This is a genomic window from uncultured Desulfosarcina sp. (genome assembly GCF_963664155.2).
Lineage (GTDB): Bacteria > Desulfobacterota > Desulfobacteria > Desulfobacterales > Desulfosarcinaceae > Desulfosarcina.
In genome coordinates this window covers 4,461,094-4,483,288 of record NZ_CAXXXH010000001.1, presented here as the reverse complement: position 1 = coordinate 4,483,288, position 22,195 = coordinate 4,461,094, and the positions used below count along the sequence as shown (strand labels likewise).

The window sequence follows — 22,195 nt, the reverse complement described above, 5'->3', positions numbered from 1 at the left end:
CTGAATTTATAGGTTATCAAGCATCTCTGCTTGTCGATCTCATTTGATTTCGTCTGCCGGATTCACTTCCGGACCGCGCAATAGAGAAGGAATGATCGCCAGGGTGTTAATCCATGCCAATACAAAAGCCGCGACTTTAAAGCCGTTGACAGACTCCTGCTCCGGCAACTGACCGAAGGCGGCAGGATTTGGGTTCTTCAGCAGACTGGAAAAAAGACTGTGGGGCATGGCGGTGGTAATCAGCAGGATGGCCAGGCCGGCACTGGCGGTCCCGCCCACAATTGAACATGGTCGTTCGAAACGCGGAGGCCACGCCAAAGCTCAACAAGGTTATCGCCAGAAGCACCAGCGTCAGTCCGCATGAAAAAGTGACACAACCGATCCAGTCGATGTTCTTCTGCTCATCTTTGATCGCAATTTCTCCTAAGCGAAAATGAGCATAGAGGGTGCCGAATATCCCGATGGGGATATTGAGGTAGAAGAGCGCCCGCCATGAGCGTGCCTACGGTGGTTACACTCAGTGCGGCCCATTTGTATTGCATATGCGGTCCTGCCTTGATCTTGAATCGATCCTCCGTTTTTGGCCCAGCTACAGATTCGAAGTCCTCGTCATCCGCCCTGGCCGGCCGTCAACCTGGCGCCGCGTCGAATAGCCCCATCCATAAGGGTACGGACGATCCTGCCGTAATCCCCGCCAAAGTGGTGCCCGCCGTCTGTTTTGACGATCTCGGCGCCTGCCAGCGAGCGGTCCGTGCATCCGCTCTCTCCCTGTTCGTCCGCCCCGAAAAAGCATTGGACCCTCACCTTGTCCAGTTTGCGGAGTTCCGGCTCCAGGGGAAGGGCGTCGGTGGAGGGCGACCCGCCGACCCACCCGCTCATGCGAATTTCGAACTCCGCGGATTGAGATAAACCCAATAGGGAAATCAGCCGGATATGTTCAAGCGAGGCCGGCTTGATCCGATTAACCATAAAAGGGAGAATGTCGGCGCCGAATGAATAGCCGACGAGCATTACATCAGGTGTGTCCCAAGCCTTCACAAAATGGTCGATGATGCGCTCCAGCCCCGCGGCCGCCGCCTCAGGCGTCTGCCGGTGCCAGAAACCTCTCAGCGTATCCACGCCCACAACCGGGATCCCGGCCTTCTGGAGGGCTTCTCCGATCTGCTTGTCGAGATCCCGCCAGCCCCCGTCGCCCGAGTAAATCACGGCCATCGTCCTCCCGTGATGATCGGCCGGCAGCAGAACGAGCGGCAAATCGTCGACCCCGCGGCCGGCGGGCGTCGTCACATGCGTCGCATCGGCGATGACGCTAATTATGGCCGATGACAGGTCGTCATAGGGTCTCAGGGGAAAAATCACGTTTTTATGCCCCTGCGCATATGGACCCAGTTTCCTGTCCTCAGGCGATGCCGTCGCCACCCGCCAGAATCCGTTGAGATGATCCACGGGGAGATAGCGGAAGCCGCCCGGTGTTTGTGCATACGGCGCGCCCGGACACAGGGGCTGTCTCCCAGGCAGTTCCGGATTGAATCCGAAGGCCGCTGCGCCGGAAAACTGTCCGGGTTCGGATTGGGCCAGCACGGCATAAGCCAGCCCTCCTCCGGCTCCCGGTCCGGCCAGCACCGCAAAACCGTTTTCCGAAAGGCGATATCGACGAAAAAGCATGTTTTTCAAAGCAGACAGATCATCGGCGGCCCGGCTACAACCGCCTCCTGCACGGTCCAGGGCGTCCAGATAACGGGCAGTGTCCACCACGGCGACGGCCTGACCGGCCTCCGCCAGCGCCCTGAGCGATTCGGGAGGGAGCGGATCGGTTGCCGCGGGATCGGAAAGCAGGATGACGACCCCCAAAGCCGGACCCGTCGGATCGACGATCGCCACATGTCCCAGTCGAGGCAAATCCAGTGTTTCCGAAGCATTGGCGGAAACCACGGCCAACGTTACGAACAATAAAAAGAATATTCGCGTCATCATGACCCTCAACCCTGCCCCCCAACTGATGGAGAATCGCCTTTTTCGAGCAACTCGACGTTGAGCTGCCGCTTGGCGTCGTTGGCCAGGTGCAGCGTGCGCGTGGGGAAGGCGAAATCGATGCCCTCGGCCGCGAATCGCCGGGTAATCTCCAGGCAGGTGCGCTGGACCCACTCCTGGAAATCCCAGTAGTTGGGCGGGTGATACCAGATCAGGACCATGATGTTCAGGCTCCAGTCGTTAAAACCGTTGAAGTACACCCGGGGCGGAAAGTCCGGGTGCATGCCCTCGTGATCGGCAATGATCTCGCGGATTATGGCCACGGCCTGCTCGATTTTCTCAGGCGGCGTGTCGTAAGTGATGCCGATATTGGTCAGCCAACGGATGTTGGGTCGCTTGCCGATGTTCTCCAATCCCGAATTGACCACCTTCTCGTTGGGAATGGTCACCAGGGCGCCGGTAAGCAGACGGATGCGCGTGCTGCGAAAGCCCACGTCCTCCACCACCCCGTCGTAATTGTCGATGACGATGCGCTCCCCCACCTGGAAAGGCTTGTCGAAGAGAATGGTCAGTGTGCCGAAAAAATTGGCGATGGAGTCCTTGGCGGCCAGGGCCACGGCCAGACCGCCGATCCCCAGTGAAGCCAGCAGGGGGCCGATCTCCACCCCGGTGAGGTTCTGGATCACGATGATGCCGGCCAAAAGGACGATGAAAATTCTCAGGGTTTTGCCGAACAGGGGCACCAGGATGTCGTCGATGGTGCTTTCCGTGGTATCGGCCCATTGGGACAGGCGGGCATCCATCACATGGACGAACTGGTAGACGAACCAGAAAAAAGCCAGAATACCGCCCACCGTAGCCGTTTTCTGAAACACCAGGTGAACCAGGTTGCTGCCGTCCGTCCCCTGGAAATGGCTGTACAGGGGAGACAAAGCGCCGTAAATGCCATAGACCCAGATAAACAGACTCAAGGGCCGCGTGATTGCTTTGAGAATCAGGCGTACCCAGGAGATCTTGCCGTCCACCGATGGAATGGTTTCAATCTTGCCCCGGATCAGCAGCCGAACCACCCGTTCGACGGCCACCACCACGAAAACCAGCAGCAGGCAGAAGAGCAGCTTGAGCCAGCTGATATCCGCAACCACCTTGCCGTCGATCCAGCCGCCCAGGCGATCCGAGGCCTTGGCTCCGAACGCCTCGATCTTTTCGCCGACCTTGTTTCCGGCCTGGTCGATTTTGCCGATTTCCGGTTTCAGGTCGCGTTCATCGACAGGCTCCTGCACTTCCGGGGAGTTGCCACCAGAGGCCCGATCGGTTTGCGTTTGGGCCACAACCGGTCGATAAGAAGAAACGGCGATGACTGCAACCAGAGAAATGATTCTAAGATGCTTGCTGGAAATTACCATGCATGGATTCTCCTGTTGATCTGCCGGTTGGCAACCCAAAAAACACGCCCTGCGGGTAGTGCGTTTCGCTGCGTCTACCGGCATCTCTTAATTTTTAGGAAAAGCTTGTCATTCCCGGTTTTTTTTTCAAGGCGCCCACTTCGGCCAGCAGTTCGATCTGGATCTGCTGGATTTCCGCCAGGCGCTCCCATTGACGGGACAGCAGATGGTCGACTTTTTCATGGAGGTGGCGGATCTCAAGCTCCGCCTTGAGGTTGATCCGGTAGTCATGCTCGGACCGCATTCGATCCTTGGACTCCTGGCGGTTCTGGCTCATCATGATCACCGGGGCCTGGATGGCGGCCAGGCAGGAGAGAACCAGATTGAGCAGGATGAACGGATAAGGGTCGAAGGGCTTGGCCGCCAGGGCGATGGTGTTGATCAGGATCCAGCCCACCAGCACGGTACCGAAAAGGATGATGAACCGCCAGCTGCCGCCGAAGGAGGCGATGCGGTCGGCCAGGGCTTCTCCCAGGGTCAGTTTGCTGACGAACTCTTCATTGAGATTGCTGGTGAGAAATTCATGTTGCTTCAGGCTCTCCAGGACATCCCGGTCCAGGGTGGTGATTTCGCCTTGTTCCGATGACAACAGGCTCTGTACGTAACGGATGCGATAGCGGTTGAGATCGTCTTTGCAGATGAACCCGTCGAGGGACAACTCGGGGTGGTCTTTGCGGATTTCGTCGACCACGGCGGGACGGACCAGGGCCAACGGAATCATGGCCGCGCTGTTCTCGTCCGACCGGCAAATCTGGCAAACGGGAAGATCGGTTAAACCAGTGGTTCGGTCCGCATCGTTCATGGCATATCCCTCAATGGTTAAAGGCATTTTTGATGGATTCGTGAAAAGTATCCGGACGCATCATTTCCGCAAAGACGGGGGGCACGTGGTGAAGCTTGCGCACTATCTTGAAATATTTCATAACACTGGATATCTTTTTCCGCGGGGATGACAAGCAACGGTAATCTTCATGAGCAGTACTCCCTGTTACTTAAGGACGGTTCCTTTGATACCCCCGGAGATCAGTTGGACCAGGTGAGTCAGAATCATCGGCAGGGCAAGGCCGCCGGGTGAGGCCAGATAGCGGGGTTCCCACACCGGGTCGAACTTATCCTTGTACTGGCGCAGCCCCTGAAAATTGTAAAAGTGCTCTCCATAGCGGGACAAAAAGGAGGCCAAACGGTTCCATAGGGGCGCCAGCGAGCGGTCCTCCAGGCCGGCCAGCGGGGCCATGCCCAGGTCGAACCAGCGGTAACCCTGCTCCCGGCCCCAGATCATGAGCTGGATGAACAGGTATTCCATCACCCCATTGGGGGCCGCCCCGGGATCGTAGCGCATCAGGTCGATGGACAGTTCCGCCTGGTCCGCACTTTGCCAGAGGTTGGCAAACGCGACGATCGTGTCGGCTTTCTTTACCACGGCAATATCGAAATGGCCCAGATAAGCGGCGTCGAAATTACCCAGGGAAAAGCCCTTCTCGCGCGTATTTTTTTCGGCCAGCCAGGCATCCGAAATCCGTTTTAACTCGCTGAATCGTTCGGCGGCCCGAGCCGCTGGAAGGATCTCCACGGAAAGTCCTTCCTTTTCCATTTTGCGCCGGGTGTAGCGCAGTTCCTTGCGGCTGCTTCCTTCAAGGGAAAATTCCGTCAGGGAAACGCGGGCCGTTTCTCCCAGCTTGGTCAGGGAGAGGCCAAGATCCAGATAATAGGGCAGATGATCCGGCGCCACCTGATAAAACAGGGCCCAGCCGCCGAAGCGATCGGACATCTCCCGGAATTGCCAGATCAATTCGGGCCAGGCGGTTTCCGGCCCCACCGGATCGCCCATGGAGACCCAGCTGCGTCCTTCCACGGCGAACATGATGAATGCATTGTTTTCCGGGCTGATAATAAAGGATTTATCACCCAGCAAGGCCAGGTTGGCTGCCGCACTGGTTGAATTTTTTACGACCTGGGTTACAGTGGCCATTTCAGCTGCCGTGGCGGCGGCCGGCCGGTGGACGGCAGGACGCATGAGCCGGGCAACGGCATACGCCAGAAGCACCATAGCAGCACCGGCAGAAGCCCGCAGGAACCGCGGCGCAGCGCCGCTGAAGGCAAATTGCCACCACAGACGATCTCCGTATTCCTCATGCTTATAGGAAAACAGGCCCAGCCAGAGCGCACTGATGGCCACCATGGCGATGGCCGCCATCCAGGCGGGGGTAAATCGCTGATTCAGCAGCGAGGTCTTGCGGTAGAAGAAACGGTGGCTGGGCAGCAGGGCCACCAGCAGTACCGCCAGAAGCAGGGCTTCCTCGTAATCCAGCCCCTTGAACAACGATGCCGCAATCCCGGCTGCCAGAAGGCCCACGGTAACCCAATAGGCGCCATCCAACCGCCGCTGGAGGCCGCGGGCCAACAGCAGCAATGCCATGCCGACGCAGCTGCCCGCAAAATGGGAAGCTTCCAGCAATGGCAGGGGAACCACCTCCTTGAGCCACATGAGCCGGTGTTCCAGAGCCGGCGTCGCACCGGAAAAAAGCAATACCGCCCCGCCAATAAAAGTGGTAACGGCCAATACCGGAGGAAGAACGGGAGCGCTCCAGCGGTGATAGTTGGCCATCACCTTTCTGGCCGACTTCCGGTGCAGGAAGATTTCATTGATGCCCAATAGAGCGGCGGACAGGACCAGCGGCAGCAGGTAGTAGATCATTCGATAGACCAGCAGGCTGCCCAACAGGGCCTCTGCCGGCATTTTATCTCCGATCTCCAGCAGGAAGACCGTTTCGAAAACGCCCAACCCACCCGGAACCTGACTGGCCAGTCCGGCCAGTTGGGCCACCATATACATGCCCAACAGCATCGGCAGGGAAAGCTGCTCCGTCGGCGGCAACAGGGCGATCAACGCGCCGGCGGCCAGAAACCAGTCCGCCGCCCCCACCAGCAGCTGCAGCGCGCCGGATTTCATTGATGGCCCGTCGATTTCCCAGTTGAACAGCCTGACCGGGTGTTTCATCAGCGCCCCGGCGGCCAGATAGGCGGCCACCAGCAGGCCCATCAGCAGCCCGACGGTGCGGGTGGACGCCAATGGCAGGTGAAGCGCCGTCGGGAGGGGAAGCGGATCGAGGACAAACACCAGCCCCCCCAGCGCGAAAAAGCCCAGCCACAGGGTCAGGGTGCAGAAAAGGACCAGTTTGGTGATCTCCATGGCGGACAGGCCCCAGGACGTGTACAACCGGTAGCGCACCGAAGCGCCGGCAAGCATGGAAAGCCCGATGTTGTTGCTGAAAGCGGCCCCGATGAAAGCGGCCATGGCGATCTTGCCGTACGCCAGCGCCTGTTTCAGATAGCGCAGCGCCAGCAGATCATAGGTGGTCATGACCCCGTATCCGGCAGCAGTCAGCGAAAGCGCAGCGGCTATGCGGGTGGACGGTATCGATCGGATATGATGAACAATGTCCTTGAAGTGGTAGGCTGACAATTCACGGTGCAGCACCCAGATGGCCAGGGAGAAAAGGGCCGCCCCCAGAATCGGTCCCGCCCATGTCCACAATTTCGTCTTCACAGGCCCTCCCGCCCCTTGATGTCCATTGTCTCATGGGCCTTTTTCCGGCGGCGCTGAACCAGATAAATCGCCCAAACAACAGTACCGGCGAGCGCCACCAGGAGGAAAAGCATCTTTTCGTAACGGCGGATGTTGCCCAGAATGCCTTCCAGGGCATTGCCGAACAGATATCCACCTATCGCCACGATACCGGCCCAGACAATGGCGCCGATGGCATTGAGGAATAAAAACCGGATCACCGGTATCTTACTGACGCCGATGGCGAAAGGCATCACCGTTCTCAGCCCGTAGAGAAACCGAAACCCGAGGATCAACGGGGTCTGGAAACGGTCGATCAGGCGATTGGCGCGTTCCAATTTGGGGGTCAAGGAAGGTCGCCGGGTCAGCAGGAATGTGCTGTGGTGACGACCCAGGAAAAAAAAGAACTGATCGCCGCACAAACTGCCGGCGAATGCGGCCAGGATCACGCCGGTCAAGTTCATGTAACCCAAATGGGCGGCAAGACCGCCCAGGACGAGAATCGTTTCCCCCTCCAGAAAAGTACCGATCAGAACGGCCCAATACCCGTACGTCTGAAGAAATGCCTCCATGATGAAACCTGAACCTATGCAACAGCGGGTGATGTGTCGAACAAGTGAAACGGGTCGACGATGACGACCCTATACCGGACCAGGATTTGAACTTACCATGTTGTGGTCGACCGTTCAATCTGATATCCGTAGGCTTAAAATCGTCTCACCCAATTCAAACGGCATGCCGACCGGTTTGATTGCCAATATGAAGGAGGGAACATCGATGAAAAAATCCATTATCGGCGAGCCTGTTTCAAAACGTCTTAGTTCGGTCAAGATCAAGGCGGGCGATCATTTCATCCGCAGGCGCAGCCGCGCTGCGTTGAGGATTGAAATGCGAGCCCAACGCCGATATTGGCCGAAATGGGGCGTTTTGAAATTGGCTCTCGGCATTATCGCTTTTTCAGCGGCAGAGTTGATGCTTGCCCTGAATCCCGACGGGTGCGATGCCCAATCCCAGGCAGACCCGGGCAGACTGTCCGACCTCGCCGTGGCGCAAATTGCGCTGATGCCTTTTCTGGAGGGCCAGTTGGAGCCGCCCGATGCGCCGATCGACAAGCCCCTGAGCCAATCGTTCACCCAACTTGTCCTGGATAGCCGAGAATTGCCGAAGGACGCCGATCAGGTCATGACCCGGATCGTCAATGCAGCGCTGAGGCTGCGCGTCGAGGAGCGGCTAATCCCTCCGGGTCGCGTCGCCGACGCCTACCGGACCCTGTTGAATGACCTGTCCCTGGATACCCCGCGCAAACGTGCCGTCCGTCTGGGAGAAACAGTGGATGCGGAGGTCGTCATGGTGGGCACCGTGTGGCAATACCGGGAAAAAGGGGCTTTGATAGACATGCCGGACAGCGCCGCGTCGGTGGGGTTTGCCCTTTACCTGATCGACGTCAAGACGGGCGTTCGCTTCTGGCGCGGCGCCTTCAATGAAACCCAGCAGGCGCTGACCGACGATGTGGTGGATGGGATTAAACAGCTTGGCATGGGGCTTCGCTGGCTTTCAGCCGAAGAACTGGCCCGATACGGTGTCAAGTCGGTGCTTCAGAACTTACCGCTGAATTGAAGCCCGACCGCTCAGCGATCTTTAAAGCGGTGGCGGTTGGGGCGGCCGGCATACCCTCGGGATCCGGGAAGCAGCAACCCGCCTGAACCTTGGCGGTACCGTATTGCCGGCGGTGGAAGTTGTGGGGCCATCAGTACCCCATCCCGAAATTCACCCGTGAGGCCATTGGCCTCACACGCCCCGAAACACCGCACCCTGCTTATTCAGCAGCGTTCCACGGGTTGAAATTTATTTATCAACGGTTACGGCCATTCGCCCTTTGGGCCGTGACGTTATTGAGCCTTAGAATGACCTCCGTTTCGCCGCCATGATTGCTTATAGTCACCGATATGGGATGAGAATGCTTCATGAATTGCCGAAGGAAGGACATGGACCATCTTCTCGGAAAGGTGGTTTTCAAAAGGAAAGATGACCGATCCGCTGATCCATGTTGAATGTTTCGGTAGAAAAGAGACCAGCGGAACCAGGAGCACGGCAACGGCAAGCATCGCCTTGAGAAGTCCAAGTCCGGCACCCAAGGTCCGATTTATCCACCCCGATCGACGAAGGTGCAACAGGTAGGTCGCGATGACGCCGGATACCGTCATCAGGAGACACATGCAACCGAAAATCGTGAGAAAACAGGTTAGATCGCGCATCGGGGAGGAGTCGATCCACCCGGACAGCACCCTGGAAACAAGCGGATAAGAAAAGGCGGCAACTAACAGGCCGGCCAAGACACCGGCGATTGAGAAAAGTTCGTTGACCGGTCCTCTGAAGATTCCCCGGATCAGACAAACCAACCAGAATATCAGGATTGCAGCGTCGGCCATGTTCATGATTGTCTCATGCGGTGGTTGCTTTCACCTGGATTTATTACTTTCGTTGTTTCCCCGGCACCTGGTGCAGGTTCGGTCATGATCAGCAAACCCGTCACCGTCCACTTTTGTTAATCCAGGCGGCAATGGCCGCCTTGTCCTTGATTCCCTCTTCGGTCACCAGGAAATCCACATGCTTGAGGTCCACGGCATCGTGGGAATGGGTGATCAGCTGGAAAGAGACGTCCCCGTGGGTCTTGGACTCCACTTTGCGATGGATCCTCTGCTGGGACCAGGGCCGGTGAGAAAACTTGAGGGTATTGGCGAACAGGTACACCGGCAGGCGGTTCAGGTGGCACAGGCTGACAATGTTGGCCGACCCCACCGCCGACACCACCTTCATGTCGTCGGTGATCGACAGCGCCCCCATGAACACCTTGTTGCCCCTCTCGATATAGTGGCTCAGGCTGTATTCGGGAATGATCTCCATGTCGATCCCGGCCGCGGACAGCGATTTGATCAGACGGCGGGTCTTGGCCAGATCCTGCTTGAGCACGATCACCTTGAAGTTTTTGTGCAGAACCTCATGGGCCAGTTTGAGCATGTTGGTCACATCGTAGCTGATCGTGTGGACGATGATCACATCCCCTTCGTTGATGCAGGCCAGGCCGTGTTCGATCACCCTGCCCGTCTTGGTCTTGATCTTTTGGTACTTCTCCTCCAGAATCCGGATCGCCTGGGCCTTGATCTGGTCGATGGACGCATCGGGGGATTCTCCGATCTCCCGTTCAAACTCTTCGATCAGGTGGATCAGGGGAATGACCTTGGGCTCCGTATTCTTGATGGCCCGGGACAGTTCCGAATACAGCTCCCGGACCTCCTCGACACGGCAGCGCACCTGCCGGATCGATTCGATAAAGGCCTTGAGGGCCATCATGGTCACCCGGGAGGAGCCCACCGTATCCTCATGGTCCCGGATCAGGCTGCACAATATGGCTTTGTCTTCATCTTTCATAACGATATCCACAAATAAAGCATCAGGTAGCCCGAGGCGATCACCAGGGTGATCAGGGTGATCACGGCGCTTTTCCGGGCAAAATCGATAAACGAGATCTCCTGGCCGAATTTTTTGGCCATGCCCACGGACACGATATTGGCCGAGGCCCCGATCATGGTCAGGTTGCCGCCCAGGCAGGCGCCCAGCGAAAGCGCCCACCACAGGATGTTGTGGGGAATGGGATTGTTCTCCAGCATCAGTTTGACGATGGGGATCATGGTGATGGTAAACGGGATGTTGTCCAGAAACCCCGAGACGATGCCGGACACCCACAGCACCGTCAGTACGATCACATACGGGTTGTCGCCCACGCGCATGAAAATGTTATGGGCGATCCATTCGATCACCCCCTTTTCCTCGAGCACCCCCACCAGGATGAACAGGCCGGTGAAAAACAGCAGCGTGCTCCACTCGATCTCCTCCAGCATCTGTTCCACGTCGATGCGGGTGATCAAAAAAAGGACCATGGCCACAAAAACCGCCACTACACCCGGGGAGAGTCGGGTGACGGTCTGGGTGACGAACAGAGCGATGGCCAGGCCCAGGCAGACCAGGCCCTTTGTCAGAAACAGCCGGTCGATCTTCGTGTCCAGAAAATGGAAGCGGATCTTTTCCAGCAGCAGCTGCACCGAAAAAAGCTTGGCCAGGTTGGTGTCGATGGGCTTGAATTTGTCCCGGTTGGTGGCCCAGAGATAAACCAGCGCGGCACCGATGCAGACAATGATCGGCAGCGCGAGATTGAACATGAACTGGTTGAAGGTCAGTCCGACCTTGGAGCCGATGATGATGTTGGGCGGGTCGCCGATCAGGGTGGCGGTGCCGCCGATATTGGAGATGATCGCCTGGCTGATCACGTACATCCGGGGGTCCAGGCCCATGCCGGCGGTCAGCTCGATAATGATGGGGATGATGATCAGCACCGTGGTCACGTTGTCCAGGAAAGCCGACAGGACGGCGGTGACGATCGAAAAAAGAATCAATATTTTCAGCGGACTGCCTTGGGTCAACTCGGCAATCCGGACCGAGACGATAGAGAAAAAGCCGGATTTTCTCAGAATGGCCACGATGGACATCATGCCCAAAAGCAGCATGATCGTCTCGAAGTCGATAAATTCGACCGCCTGGTGCTCGCTGACCACGTGCAGCACGATCAGGATCATCACCCCGAGCAGCGCGGCGACCGCCTTGTTGACCAGTTCAAAGGTCAACGCCACATAGACCGCCAGAAAAACGACAATCGGAAGCAGTGCCCCTTCCATCTTGAATCCTTTTTTTTACCCGATGGTCGTTAACATGGTTGGTGTGTGACCGCCGGCCTGCTTTATTCTGGATTTATTCTTATTGATTGATCAGCGATGGCTTCACCCATGTGCCCTCTGAGCTTACAGCGACTCAATCCGACGGATCCAGTTCATTCATTCTCAGGCAGGCTTCCTGATTGCCCAGATAACAAGCCGACGTCAGGGCGCTCATCGCCCTATCGATTTCATGCATTCCCAGATAGGCCATCGCCTTGGCAAGAAAAAGGGAACCCCAGTGTGGATATTTTCTTTCAAGATGGTCCAGGTAGATAATTGCCATCCGCCAATGGTGATTTCGGATGTAGCGATACGCTCTGGATAATTCCTGTGCCGGAGCGATGGTCGGCGGAACCACCGGTTCCATCTCTTCCTGCAATGAAAATTTCAATTCTTCCTTCTCAAACGCTGCATCCCTGATCTCGGCGCGGACAAAATCTTTCAGCGAGACGCTGCTTTCTATCTTTATGGTGGCGACCCTGCTTTTTTCAGAAAACGATTCATTAATAATGCGGTATTGCAGTTCATCGGCAACGAGGCAGAAAATTTCCATTTTCCGGTCCCCGTAATCTTTCAATAATCCCCTGCCGGCGAGATGGTCGGCGGTCAATAAAACGGCTTGGTGTGTCGCACCGTAAAGGGCCAGTGCGCGTGCGGTTTGCCGGGAATAACCCGGACCGGCATGATACGAAAACACCGTAACCGTCTGCATCTCCTGGACGGTCGAATCCGCTTCGGCAACAGACCCTCCCGGAGGCGAATGCACCAGCACCATGGCCAGAAAAAATAGTGTAGCCGCGGTCTTATGTTTCATCGTTGAATGTCCGGTGCCCCCTGTCCTGCGATCCCACCTGCCGTCCCGTCACCGGAAAAGTGCTTTGAGGCGGTGATTGACCCATTTGTTTGTTTTACATCATCGGCTCAGTTTAAATGGGTCTTTGAATGCGGACCGCTGACCAGCATATTGTTGGTCAGCGTAGCCTGGGCGAGTTCGACCTTGCTTCCGAAAAGCATATTATTGATCAACCCGTGCCCATAGGCACCCGAAAGAACCAATGCGTCATGGGGCAGGGTGTAAAGGTTATGGGTAAACTCGCCATGGGCAAACTGGTATTGATCGCGACAATATCGAGCGAGCGGTTTCTCAAGCCCCGCATCCCGAATTCGCTGCTCATAATAGGCTGTGTCCTGCTCGAGCTGGATAAACAGGTCCAGCGGGTAGCCGGACCGTTTGGAAACCTGAATGCCTGACCGAAGCGCATTTAACGCACTGTCTGAACCGCCGAACAGCACGGCGACGCTTTTCCAGGGTTTGAATACCGGCGATGTCATCAAAACGGGAAAATCCGCCGAACGGATGATTCGCCTGACCTTCGGTCCGATATACCCCAAACCGATTTTTGAAGACAGATCACTGACACTGCGCGGGCAGCACATGAACCCAAAATGAGTGGGGATGTCCGGCAGATCGCTGGCGGTACGGTTTTTGGGGCGCAGCAAACGGGGTTTCATCCCTGCCTCGGCGGCGAGGGCAAGCGCCCGTTCGGCGGCCGTTTCCGGCTCATTGAGATAGGACCGGTCGAGGTCGACCTGAACGGCATCTTGATCGAAGTACATCATAAAGCGCACCGCATCCGGAATGTATAGGGTCAATCCTACATCCAACGACCGGCAGAAGTAAAGGGACTGCATCAAGGTTTCCCGGCCCAGTGGGGTATTTCTGAATACATGGAACAAATTGGCGTACATGTGAACGTCCACCTTTGGCTATTTTAATTGAATACTCCCCCTATCGGGAAGTCGCAGAAACGCCTCCCCGTATGGATACCTTCAATTTCCAATCGCTGGCGAACCCCGCCGCAAGCGACGGGGAATGCTCCCGCTTTCGCATTTCAGATCAATGCTTCTTCTACTTTCTTTGGAAAGCAAAACCCATCAAGATTGTTTGGCGGGCACCAGTGTCTCTTCCGTGCCGTTGTGCCTGAAGGCCAGCTTGAATGACGACCCGTTATCATTCCAAACCTGATGCAGGGTCCACTCCTCCGACGTCCCGTTGTCCGTTGCCACCTTGAGATGAACATTGTTGTTGCCCTTATCAACTTTATCGATAGTGGCCGTGTAGGTCTTGCCGTCGAAGACCAATGATGTCGGTTTTTTGTCAAGGTTGATCTCTACGGTGCCATCACCCTGGGCGCGCTTCCACGACCCGCTGATCTGTGTCTCCAGGCTGGCCTCACTGCCGCAGCCGATGACCATCGAAAACAGAAGAAAAAAAACAGCGGTGAGGATAACGTGTTGCATCGATAGTGATTTTCTCATGATAAATCTCCTTTGGTTTTCAGTTTAGGTTTCACGATTCAGGTTATATCCATAAACAGACAGGTTGGCAGGTTGCCAAGGACACCGTCGATAAAATTCCCCACATGGTTCAGGTCGGGGGCGGCTGATCCCGTATGAGGATCAGGCACCGATGGCGGGTTTCAACACAATAGGGCTTTTTTTTGCAGATACAATCGGCGGAAAATTCTTTTTGGGGGGTACGGTACATAACCAGGGCATGCGATGCCCGAAGGACGGAGGCCATGGATGATGGTGACCTTTCCCGGGATCAACTCCGTATCCGGCGATTCCGACTCACCGGGAACCATCCATGCCCATCGGGCCATGGTCGGGTGGGCGCCTGCAAGAATGTCAAAACAAGCGGTGTTCGATCTGGAAAGGACAATTTCGCAATAGTCGCAATAGTGGAAACAGACCGCCGGGGAATCCCACGGCATCGCCTGGTTTCCGGAAACGGCAGTCGATGCGTTCAAACAGAAAAGCGCACCATTGAGGAAAAAAAGGAGCCACATCCAGCGCCAGGCAGGAACGATAGTCCTGCCGTTTGGCGCCGGACGTCTATGATCGATAGCGGGCTGAATCGTATCTCTGCTAATCGTCACTGGCATTTTTTTATCCGCGAGCCGGTCCTCTGAAGCAATGGTCAATGCTGCGTGGCGTCACCCCATTCAAGGCGCGCATGCCGGGCGCCGGTTGCACGCTCGGGTCTGCAGCATCATATATTCGGTTCAAGGCCTGTCATTTTTCATCATCGTCGAGACGGGCCAATGCCTTCAACAGCCCCAGCGGGGATTGGTGCATGGACAGTTTCTGAATGGCATCCATCCGCTTCTGGTTGCGTTCGAATTTCTTTTTCATCCTGGCCTGATAGGCCTCTTTGAGCGCGTCTACCATTTTGTCGAAATCGTAAGGCTTTTCCAGGTATTTAAAAGCACCGAGCTTGGTGCATTCCACGGCCGAATCCACCGTGGCGTGTCCGGTCAGCATGATGATCTCGATGAATTTGTGGTTCTGTTTGAGAATTTTGAGAACCTGAGCGCCGTCGGTACCCGGCATCTGCAAGTCCAGCACCGCCACATCGAACCCCCCTTTATTGGCCGCTTCGATGGCCTCGTCTCCGTTGGTTGCCGTCGTTACGTCGAAGCCCTTGATGGACAGCCGTTCCGAAACCGCCTTCAAAAATTTGACTTCGTCATCGACCAAAAGGATTTTTATCGTGTTGTCCGTTTCCATGACACCCTCCACCTGTGTGGGTTGAAAATACGATGATCCTCAAAATCAGGCCCGCCGCAGCCGCCAGTGTCTGTTGATCTAAACCGGGCCGGAGCACCGGAACAAGGCCACCTATCGATCGGTTGGGTTCGACGTCTGGCCCCCTCGAGTCTGACGGATTTTCTCGTTAGCGGCCTTGATGGTCTTGCTCAGTTCATCGATATCCACCGATTTTGATAAGAAGGCAAACGCACCCAGTTCCATACACGTTTTTTTATCGGCTTCCGATCCCTGGCTGGTCAAAACAATAACCTCGATCGCCGGATGGGTCTTTTTCACGCGGCGCAACACTTCGATACCATCAATACCGGGCATTCTGAGGTCTAAGATCATGACATCGGGTTCGTCCTCCCGGGCCATTTCGAGGGCCGATTCGCCGTCATAAACCACGGCCGACTCCAGTTCACGCATCATCAACCGTTTGGATAGCGTCTGGACGTATTTTTTTTCGTCGTCCACCAGCAGGATCTTCGAGGGTGTTTCGAAATCCTGGCGGCGGTAAACGTCAGTCTGGTAATACCCGGGCCCCACCTTGGTTTCAACCGATGTGACCCCCGTCTCCCGGCCGGCGATATCCTTGAGCTCTTCTTCGAGGCGATTGAGCATCAACACATGCTTGTTAATGGTCAATGTGACGGCGCCTGCCTGGACGTCGATTCCAACGGTATGGCCTTTCTTGGCCAGAGCGATTTCCACGTGGGCGGCGATATTGAAATCATCGACAGCCGTCTTGGATCGACCGGCGAGTTTGATAACCGACGTGGCAATGCTTTTCCCTATTATTTTAGCAATTTCGTCCGGCGATGTCTTGTCGGTCGGAAAGGAGATATCATAAAGGGAGGCACTCCACGGATCTTTGGCGCCATATAGCATGTACATCCATGCGGCACACTTTTCATCTTCACGGTGGATGATTTTGAGGGCCTCGGAGTCGGCGATACGGTGCTCACCGGCGGCGACGGCAATACGTGAATTCATATCCGCAATCAGGCAAACCCGAAGCACATGATGGATCTCTCGGGGGATCAGCTGTCCGGCAAAACCGCCAACGATCAGGTCGTCTTCCGACAGGTTTTTAGCCAGGACCAGCCGAAGGTACGCCAACGAACGCTCCCGTTCACGGGTCAAGCGGTTGAATACCGATGTTTTATCGGCAAACACCCGCTCGATCCGGTTTTCGGGGATATTGGAGAGGCGGCTGGCTTCGGCAACGATCTCCTTGTCCGAAATCAGCCGATAACCGGTTTGGGCACCAATTTCCTGGACGACCTGTTTCTCGTTGCAATAACTGCCGCTGAACAGGGAAATGACTGGCATGAATAACTCCTCCTTTTAGGCTTCAACAAGTCTGCAAGCGTTCAACAGCGGACAGTTCGCTTCCGGATCGTGTTCGTGAGCGGATTCATGGATGGTGACGATGGCTTTTTCCAATGTCGGGAAAAGATGGTCTTCACCGATTTTCGCCAGAAAGTGAGTGCGACCAAACACTTCCATGACCGTCTCGTTGACCCCGCTCATCGATATGTCGATTCCATTGCTTCTAATCCGATCCACCAGCAGCGACAAGGTTTCCTCACCCGATGAATCGATGTCATTGATCCCGTTGGCAGCGATGAGGATATGATTGAGGCCCTCTTTGCTGCGTATAATTTCGGTAATCGTGTCCTCCAGATAGCTGGCATTGGCAAAAAAAAGGGGGCCGTCGAAGCGCACCAGGGTCACATACGGGCATTCCTGCAAGCCATGGGTCGTTACGCAGCGCAACTCCTCATCCTCCGACCTGGACAAGAAAGCTACCCTGGGGCGCATGCTCTTGTAAAGAAAAACCGTCAGGGAGAGCGCAACACCGATAATAATGCCCTTATCCAGGTGGGGGGCAAAGACCAAGGTACTGACAAACGAAATGATGGAAATGGCACCGTCATACCATTTTGCCTTCCAGGCATGAATAAAACCGGAAACGTTCAGCAGACCGATTACGGCCATCATGATGACGGCGGCCAGCACGGCCTGCGGCAAATGATAGAGCAACGGCGTAAAAAATAAAAGAACAATCACCACCGCCAGGCTGGTGAAGACGCTGGACAATCCGGTAACCGCCCCGGCCTGCAGGTTGACCGCCGAGCGAGAGAAGGATCCGGAGGTGGGGTAACTCTTACCGATGGCGCCGAAGATATTGCCCAGTCCCTGGCCGATCAACTCCTGGTTGGGATCGAGGCGCTGACCGGTTTTACCGGCCATGGACTTGGCGATGGCAATCGCTTCCATGAACCCCAAAAGGGAGATGATCGCCGCAAACGGTAACATATGCAGCATGACGCCGATGTTGATCGGCGGGACACTCATGGATGGCAAGCCTCTGGGGATGGTGCCGACCACAGCACCGCCGCCCATCATTTTAAGTTTGGCAGTATCCAGCGACTCATTGCCGACTTTGACGCGCCACGTACGCCCATCACCTTCAAGGCCGGCGGGAACCTTGTCTTTGTTATAGAATTTAATCGAATCATCGTCTTGAACGACGCCGGTAAATAGGATGGCGCGCAGCTGTTCACGGTGGCTGTGGACCTCTTCCTGTATGTGCGAGATATTCAGGTTGGTCACCTCCAGCATATGCTCGGCATCCAAAACGCCGACTTCATTGTGGCTTTGTTTGGCTTGGTTGAAAGCCTCACCAAATTGGGTTCGCTCTTCGGCAAGTGCAGGGATGGCCAAGGCTGCTTTATTGAATTCCTCGATCAGATGACGCGCCTCAGGGGATTCGATCGCATCGACACTGACGAATCGGTCATGCTGAAACCCCATCGCCCAGGAGATGGTGGTGGTGATGACCACGGCCACCAGTACATTGGGGATTCGCGGCGAGAGCCACTTGAGGCCGTACATGATGCCAAAGGCAAACACGCCGATCAACAAGGTTGGCCAGTGGGTGTAATGGACCGCCGCCTTAATCACATTGATAATGGTTTCGTAATGGTGCGGCGCATTGTCGACATAAACGCCGAACATTTTCGAAAGCTGGGAGGAGGCGATAATCAAAGCGGCGGCATTGGTAAACCCGTTGACCACCGGGTGAGACAAGAAGTTCACCACCAGCCCCAATCGCAAAATGCCCAGGCTCAACTGAAAGATACCGACCATCAGGGCCAATAAAACCGCATAGGCAATGTAACCGGGACTGCCGGCGGTGGCCAGCGGTGCCAGGGAGGCCGATGTCATCAGTGAAACGATGGCCACGGGGCCAGTTGCCAACTGACGACTGGATCCGAATAAGGCGGCAATCATCGGTGGCAGAAAGGAGGCGTACAAGCCAAAATAGGCGGGCAGCCCCGCAAGCTGGGCATATGCCATCGATTGCGGGATCAGGACCAGGGCCACGGTCAGGCCCGAAAGCCCGTCAAGCTGTAGAGATGCCTTGTCGTAGTTTTTGAACCACGCCATAAAGGGAAATACCTTTGCCAACATGTGCCACTCCTATCCTTATGTTTTCCGTTGCTGAAACCCTTGCTCGGGTGCCACCGTTTAATTTCCGGCCATCATCCAGCCGCGCCATTGCCCTGATCAATCCCAATGGAGACCGGAACATCGATCGCCAGGCGATCCGAACTGCGATCCCAATCGATGGAAACGCCGATCGATACCGCCATGCGCGTAAGGGAGTCAGCGGGGAACACCTCTGATTCCTTGAGACTGAAGCCATCAAAAAGGATCCGCCAGGTCGATTCATTTTTGGATTGAACGGATATATCCAGTTCCGCCCCCGGACCGGTGTTCTGGAATGTCTGGACCACGGCCTGATAGAGGATTGCCTGGAGAATGAACGGACAGGTCATCGCCATGGGGGCGGCCCCTTCTTCAGCATGCAGGTTCGTTTTCCCGGCGAAAGAGAGGTATCCGGAAAGATTGCGCACCAGATCCAGAATTTCCATCAGGTCGACGGATACCACAGGGGTATCGACGCTGTGGGCAAACCGATTCATCTGTCGGATGGTGGTGAACCCCCGCTGGATTTCTTCGACGATGCTCTCAGTGCTGCTGGTGAGCATATCGGGGTCGACGGGTGCTCCCCCCCGGGCCATTTCCGACAAGTCGCCGAGGAGTCCGGCCGTTTCGGAAATGATGGCCATGACGTTTTTCAGTTCGTGAGAAATCGAGGCGTTGACCTTTCCGAAAAAGGCAAGGCTGTCGTACCCAAACCAATCTTTCGCGTTGTCCATCCGTTTACCTCGCCGTGCAATCTTTTTCCTCTTGAAGAACCCCGCTGGAAGGCCGGGCTCCGATCATTCCTCAGGACCGGTCGCGTTTTGCGTCATCTCGGTCAACCGGTTCAGGGTTTCAATCAGATCTTCGATTTTCAATGGCTTGGGGAGGGTCTCCGCCGCCTCATGGGGACCAATCGCGCTATCCACTCCAGATCCGTGGCCGGTCAGGAAAACGAACTTCATCCGTGGATCCAGCCCACTCAGTCGGCGCTTCAATTCAACACCTCCGATTCCCGGCATCTTTACATCCAGAACCGCTACATCGAAACGGCTCCCCTGTTCGACCGTGGAAAGGGCCTTTTCGCCGGAAAAAAAGACCTCCGCCTGTATTCCCCGTAATGCTAACCGTTTGGCCAGCATCAGCGCGAATTTCTGTTCATCGTCTACCAGCAGCACCTTCATGATTGGGTTTCCTTCTTGATTTTGACGGGCAGCGTAACCACAAAGGTGGTTCCTTCGCCCGTCTTGCTCTGAACCGTGATATTTCCATGAAGCTTTTGGACCAGGCCATAGGTAATGGAGAGGCCGAGGCCGGTTCCCTGGCCTTCTTTTTTAGTCGTAAAAAACGGTTCGAATACTTTGTGGAGGTGATCTTCGGAAATTCCGCACCCATTGTCCCGGATGAACAGGCGCACCTGTTCCGGGCCGTCCATCTCCGCTCGAACGTCCAGGAAACATCCGTTGTCGATGGCTTGAAAGGCGTTGTTCACCAGGTTGAGGACGATCTGCTGCAGTTTTCCCCGATCGGTTTCGATCAGCGGAATGGTTTCCGGAATATCCACATGAATCTTAATGTCGCGGTATTCCGCCTCTTTCTTGTGGAAATTGATCACATCGGCGACCATGTCATTCAAATTGACGGCCTGGGTTTGAACGTCAAAACGGCGCGAGAAACCCAGCAGCTGTCGGGTGATGGTGCCGCAACGCTCCACCGCGTCGATAATCGAATCGATGTATTCCACCAATTCCGGGTCTTCCTTGTACTGTTGCTTGATCGTGAACAGGTCTCTCACATAACCGGCGGTTTCATTGATCAATGCCAGCGGATTGTTGATTTCGTGGGCCACCCCGGCGGCCAGCTGGCCGATCGAAGCCAGTTGGCAGTTCTGCTCCACCATCAGCATGGTTTTGGCTTTTTCATGGTCAGCCTGAAATATCTTATTGACCATGAACGTCGAGGTCAACGTGATGACGACGGCAAGGATCAGCGCGCTGGCTGCGAAAAACCAGTTGATCTGGCGGCGAAGGTCCAGCCAGACTTTCATCATGCCAGCCTTTTGCTTGACCACCATGAGGATAAACGATGTCGGGACGATCTTGGTGGAAATGTAGGCATAGCCGATCACAATGGGTCGTCCCTTTCCATCGGTTGACATCAGGGATTGGGTCCGCTCGGCATAAGGGGGTACGGGGATGGCCATGCGGTTGGCATCCCCCTTATAGAAGAGCGAAGGAGTCTGCAGCAGACCGCTGTGGTTGATCAGAAAAATGTCCGCATGTTCCCCGGTTTTAAACGATGACAGGGTCTGGATCAGCCGCTCGGTCTCCAGCGTCGCTCTCAAAACGAAAAAACGGCCGTCCGGGCGCAGGGATTTCACGGCCACGACGATATGGGGAACGTCGCGGTAGCCCGAAAAGATTTCACTGACGCAGGCATTGTTCTTTTGACATTCAATGAACCAGGCCTGATGGCTGTAATCTTTGCCTTCCAGATTGAAGGGGCCGGCATAAGTCACCTGGGTTCCGCTGTCCGCAATCACGCTCAGATCGGTCAAACCGCCGAAACCCAGCTTCAAGTTCTGCAACACTTCTTTCAGGTGTCCGGCATCGGTCAACCGGTCGTATCCCATTTCATTGATTGCGAAGGTTAGGGCCGCTAAGCGCTCCTCCAGGAAAAAGGTGACCGCTCTGCGCGCATTCGAGGCCACCCGTTCCGTACGAAGGAGCGACTCGGTATCGATCGATCGTTCGATGAGCTGATAGTAGATGATCGTCATGACGATCAACGGCAGAAGCGCCGTGGTCATCAGGATAAAAATGCCCATTCCCCAGATCTGCCGGTAATCCTGGAACGTATGGTAGGGATTTAAATGGTCATCGTTGCTGTTGGGAAAACGGGGCCACATGGACCCCAGAAAATTGTTCAGGGATTTCATCATGGCGATCTCTCTTTAACCCGGGCCATAATGTCCATCAACCGATCGATATCCAACGGTTTGTTCATAAAGGAATGCGCCCCCCCGGCGATGCACTGCTCCCGATCCTTCTCCGTCCCGTGACCCGTCAGAATGATGACCGGGGTTTCGGGCCGGCATTGTTTAATCCGTGTCAGCACCTCAGTGCCATAGAGGTCGGGCAATCGCAAGTCAAGGATAACCACTGAAAAAAATATTTCCTCGACGAGGTCTATGGCCGCCTGACCGTTATAACAGACCTTGCAGGTCAGGCGGCGCAGCTCCAAGCGTTTGGCCAGCATATCGGCATAACGCTGTTCGTCATCGACAATCAGTATATCAAAATGTTTCATTATACAACATATTTTTAGGTTGACCTGTTGTAAAACATAACTTA

General features: G+C 55.6%; 21 protein-coding genes. 2 read left to right on the top strand and 19 right to left on the bottom strand.

Going from position 1 to position 22,195, the window contains the following annotated elements; genetic code table 11:
- Positions 1–39 precede the first annotated feature (39 nt).
- From ACHZBS_RS20390 to ACHZBS_RS20365, 6 genes are all read right to left on the bottom strand, one after another.
- The gene (locus ACHZBS_RS20390) at positions 40–279 is read right to left on the bottom strand and encodes a hypothetical protein (protein WP_319408361.1); all 240 of its coding nucleotides are present in this window, start codon (positions 277–279) and stop codon (positions 40–42) included.
- A gap of 330 nt (positions 280–609) precedes the next feature.
- Positions 610–1,974 carry an AcvB/VirJ family lysyl-phosphatidylglycerol hydrolase gene (locus tag ACHZBS_RS20385; protein WP_319408360.1) on the bottom strand — a complete coding sequence of 455 codons (1,365 nt, stop codon included), beginning with the start codon at positions 1,972–1,974 and terminating at the stop codon, positions 610–612.
- A gap of 5 nt (positions 1,975–1,979) precedes the next feature.
- A complete protein-coding gene (locus ACHZBS_RS20380) occupies positions 1,980–3,377 on the bottom strand; it encodes a mechanosensitive ion channel family protein (RefSeq protein WP_319408359.1) in 1,398 nt (465 codons plus the stop codon).
- Between the two features lie 94 nt (positions 3,378–3,471).
- On the bottom strand, positions 3,472–4,218 hold the full coding sequence (locus ACHZBS_RS20375) for a DUF1003 domain-containing protein (protein WP_319408358.1): 747 nt from the start codon (positions 4,216–4,218) through the stop codon (positions 3,472–3,474).
- A gap of 186 nt (positions 4,219–4,404) precedes the next feature.
- A complete protein-coding gene (mprF, locus tag ACHZBS_RS20370) occupies positions 4,405–6,963 on the bottom strand; it encodes a bifunctional lysylphosphatidylglycerol flippase/synthetase MprF (protein WP_319408357.1) in 2,559 nt (852 codons plus the stop codon).
- Positions 6,960–7,553 (bottom strand): DedA family protein, encoded by a 594-nt coding sequence (locus ACHZBS_RS20365; protein ID WP_319408356.1) that lies wholly within the window; start codon positions 7,551–7,553, stop codon positions 6,960–6,962. The genes mprF and ACHZBS_RS20365 overlap by 4 nt, the downstream gene beginning before the upstream one ends.
- Before the next feature lie 205 nt (positions 7,554–7,758).
- On the opposite strand from ACHZBS_RS20365, the gene ACHZBS_RS20360 reads away from it, so the two are divergent.
- The gene (locus ACHZBS_RS20360) at positions 7,759–8,598 is read left to right on the top strand and encodes a hypothetical protein (RefSeq protein WP_319408355.1); all 840 of its coding nucleotides are present in this window, start codon (positions 7,759–7,761) and stop codon (positions 8,596–8,598) included.
- Between the two features lie 272 nt (positions 8,599–8,870).
- Here ACHZBS_RS20360 and ACHZBS_RS20355 read toward each other — a convergent pair whose 3' ends face one another.
- The 6 genes from ACHZBS_RS20355 to ACHZBS_RS20330 form a co-directional block, all read right to left on the bottom strand.
- The gene (locus tag ACHZBS_RS20355; RefSeq protein ID WP_319408354.1) at positions 8,871–9,416 is read right to left on the bottom strand and encodes a CvpA family protein; all 546 of its coding nucleotides are present in this window, start codon (positions 9,414–9,416) and stop codon (positions 8,871–8,873) included.
- A gap of 94 nt (positions 9,417–9,510) precedes the next feature.
- Positions 9,511–10,410 (bottom strand): hypothetical protein, encoded by a 900-nt coding sequence (locus tag ACHZBS_RS20350; RefSeq protein ID WP_319408353.1) that lies wholly within the window; start codon positions 10,408–10,410, stop codon positions 9,511–9,513.
- Positions 10,407–11,711: an ArsB/NhaD family transporter gene (locus tag ACHZBS_RS20345; protein WP_319406488.1), complete on the bottom strand. Its 1,305-nt coding sequence runs from the start codon at positions 11,709–11,711 to the stop codon at positions 10,407–10,409. The genes ACHZBS_RS20350 and ACHZBS_RS20345 overlap by 4 nt, the downstream gene beginning before the upstream one ends.
- Positions 11,712–11,844: 133 nt before the next feature.
- Complete coding sequence (locus ACHZBS_RS20340; protein ID WP_319408352.1) at positions 11,845–12,564, bottom strand: hypothetical protein; 720 nt, start codon at positions 12,562–12,564, stop codon at positions 11,845–11,847.
- Positions 12,565–12,671: 107 nt separating this feature from the next.
- A complete protein-coding gene (locus ACHZBS_RS20335; RefSeq protein WP_319408351.1) occupies positions 12,672–13,499 on the bottom strand; it encodes a universal stress protein in 828 nt (275 codons plus the stop codon).
- Positions 13,500–13,685: 186 nt separating this feature from the next.
- Complete coding sequence (locus ACHZBS_RS20330) at positions 13,686–14,069, bottom strand: hypothetical protein (RefSeq protein ID WP_319408350.1); 384 nt, start codon at positions 14,067–14,069, stop codon at positions 13,686–13,688.
- A gap of 267 nt (positions 14,070–14,336) precedes the next feature.
- Between ACHZBS_RS20330 and ACHZBS_RS20325 the strand changes: the two genes are divergently transcribed.
- Positions 14,337–14,486 (top strand): hypothetical protein, encoded by a 150-nt coding sequence (locus ACHZBS_RS20325; protein WP_319408349.1) that lies wholly within the window; start codon positions 14,337–14,339, stop codon positions 14,484–14,486.
- Between the two features lie 342 nt (positions 14,487–14,828).
- Here ACHZBS_RS20325 and ACHZBS_RS20320 read toward each other — a convergent pair whose 3' ends face one another.
- From ACHZBS_RS20320 to ACHZBS_RS20290, 7 genes are all read right to left on the bottom strand, one after another.
- A complete protein-coding gene (locus ACHZBS_RS20320; protein ID WP_319408348.1) occupies positions 14,829–15,323 on the bottom strand; it encodes a response regulator in 495 nt (164 codons plus the stop codon).
- A gap of 111 nt (positions 15,324–15,434) precedes the next feature.
- Complete coding sequence (locus ACHZBS_RS20315) at positions 15,435–16,679, bottom strand: response regulator (protein WP_319408347.1); 1,245 nt, start codon at positions 16,677–16,679, stop codon at positions 15,435–15,437.
- A 15-nt stretch (positions 16,680–16,694) separates the two neighbouring features.
- Positions 16,695–18,827: a SulP family inorganic anion transporter gene (locus tag ACHZBS_RS20310; RefSeq protein ID WP_319408346.1), complete on the bottom strand. Its 2,133-nt coding sequence runs from the start codon at positions 18,825–18,827 to the stop codon at positions 16,695–16,697.
- Positions 18,828–18,898: 71 nt separating this feature from the next.
- The gene (locus ACHZBS_RS20305; RefSeq protein WP_319408345.1) at positions 18,899–19,579 is read right to left on the bottom strand and encodes a hypothetical protein; all 681 of its coding nucleotides are present in this window, start codon (positions 19,577–19,579) and stop codon (positions 18,899–18,901) included.
- A 63-nt stretch (positions 19,580–19,642) separates the two neighbouring features.
- Positions 19,643–20,026 carry a response regulator gene (locus tag ACHZBS_RS20300; RefSeq protein ID WP_319408344.1) on the bottom strand — a complete coding sequence of 128 codons (384 nt, stop codon included), beginning with the start codon at positions 20,024–20,026 and terminating at the stop codon, positions 19,643–19,645.
- On the bottom strand, positions 20,023–21,783 hold the full coding sequence (locus ACHZBS_RS20295; RefSeq protein ID WP_319408343.1) for an ATP-binding protein: 1,761 nt from the start codon (positions 21,781–21,783) through the stop codon (positions 20,023–20,025). The genes ACHZBS_RS20300 and ACHZBS_RS20295 overlap by 4 nt, the downstream gene beginning before the upstream one ends.
- Positions 21,780–22,151 (bottom strand): response regulator, encoded by a 372-nt coding sequence (locus ACHZBS_RS20290; RefSeq protein WP_319408342.1) that lies wholly within the window; start codon positions 22,149–22,151, stop codon positions 21,780–21,782. Before ACHZBS_RS20290 ends, ACHZBS_RS20295 begins: the two co-directional genes overlap by 4 nt.
- Positions 22,152–22,195: the final 44 nt, after the last annotated feature.

Coding starts and splice junctions, on each gene's coding strand:
- ACHZBS_RS20300 (WP_319408344.1), bottom strand. CDS start 20,026: ATGAAGGTGCTGCTGGTAGACGATGAACAGAAATTCGCGCTGATGCTG.
- ACHZBS_RS20340 (WP_319408352.1), bottom strand. CDS start 12,564: ATGAAACATAAGACCGCGGCTACACTATTTTTTCTGGCCATGGTGCTG.
- ACHZBS_RS20320 (WP_319408348.1), bottom strand. CDS start 15,323: ATGGAAACGGACAACACGATAAAAATCCTTTTGGTCGATGACGAAGTC.
- ACHZBS_RS20305 (WP_319408345.1), bottom strand. CDS start 19,579: ATGGACAACGCGAAAGATTGGTTTGGGTACGACAGCCTTGCCTTTTTC.
- ACHZBS_RS20345 (WP_319406488.1), bottom strand. CDS start 11,711: ATGGAAGGGGCACTGCTTCCGATTGTCGTTTTTCTGGCGGTCTATGTG.
- ACHZBS_RS20355 (WP_319408354.1), bottom strand. CDS start 9,416: ATGAACATGGCCGACGCTGCAATCCTGATATTCTGGTTGGTTTGTCTG.
- ACHZBS_RS20330 (WP_319408350.1), bottom strand. CDS start 14,069: ATGAGAAAATCACTATCGATGCAACACGTTATCCTCACCGCTGTTTTT.
- ACHZBS_RS20315 (WP_319408347.1), bottom strand. CDS start 16,679: ATGCCAGTCATTTCCCTGTTCAGCGGCAGTTATTGCAACGAGAAACAG.
- ACHZBS_RS20325 (WP_319408349.1), top strand. CDS start 14,337: ATGATGGTGACCTTTCCCGGGATCAACTCCGTATCCGGCGATTCCGAC.
- ACHZBS_RS20375 (WP_319408358.1), bottom strand. CDS start 4,218: ATGAACGATGCGGACCGAACCACTGGTTTAACCGATCTTCCCGTTTGC.
- ACHZBS_RS20385 (WP_319408360.1), bottom strand. CDS start 1,974: ATGATGACGCGAATATTCTTTTTATTGTTCGTAACGTTGGCCGTGGTT.
- ACHZBS_RS20360 (WP_319408355.1), top strand. CDS start 7,759: ATGAAAAAATCCATTATCGGCGAGCCTGTTTCAAAACGTCTTAGTTCG.
- ACHZBS_RS20310 (WP_319408346.1), bottom strand. CDS start 18,827: ATGTTGGCAAAGGTATTTCCCTTTATGGCGTGGTTCAAAAACTACGAC.
- ACHZBS_RS20350 (WP_319408353.1), bottom strand. CDS start 10,410: ATGAAAGATGAAGACAAAGCCATATTGTGCAGCCTGATCCGGGACCAT.
- ACHZBS_RS20380 (WP_319408359.1), bottom strand. CDS start 3,377: ATGGTAATTTCCAGCAAGCATCTTAGAATCATTTCTCTGGTTGCAGTC.
- ACHZBS_RS20365 (WP_319408356.1), bottom strand. CDS start 7,553: ATGGAGGCATTTCTTCAGACGTACGGGTATTGGGCCGTTCTGATCGGT.
- ACHZBS_RS20290 (WP_319408342.1), bottom strand. CDS start 22,151: ATGAAACATTTTGATATACTGATTGTCGATGACGAACAGCGTTATGCC.
- ACHZBS_RS20295 (WP_319408343.1), bottom strand. CDS start 21,783: ATGATGAAATCCCTGAACAATTTTCTGGGGTCCATGTGGCCCCGTTTT.
- ACHZBS_RS20335 (WP_319408351.1), bottom strand. CDS start 13,499: ATGTACGCCAATTTGTTCCATGTATTCAGAAATACCCCACTGGGCCGG.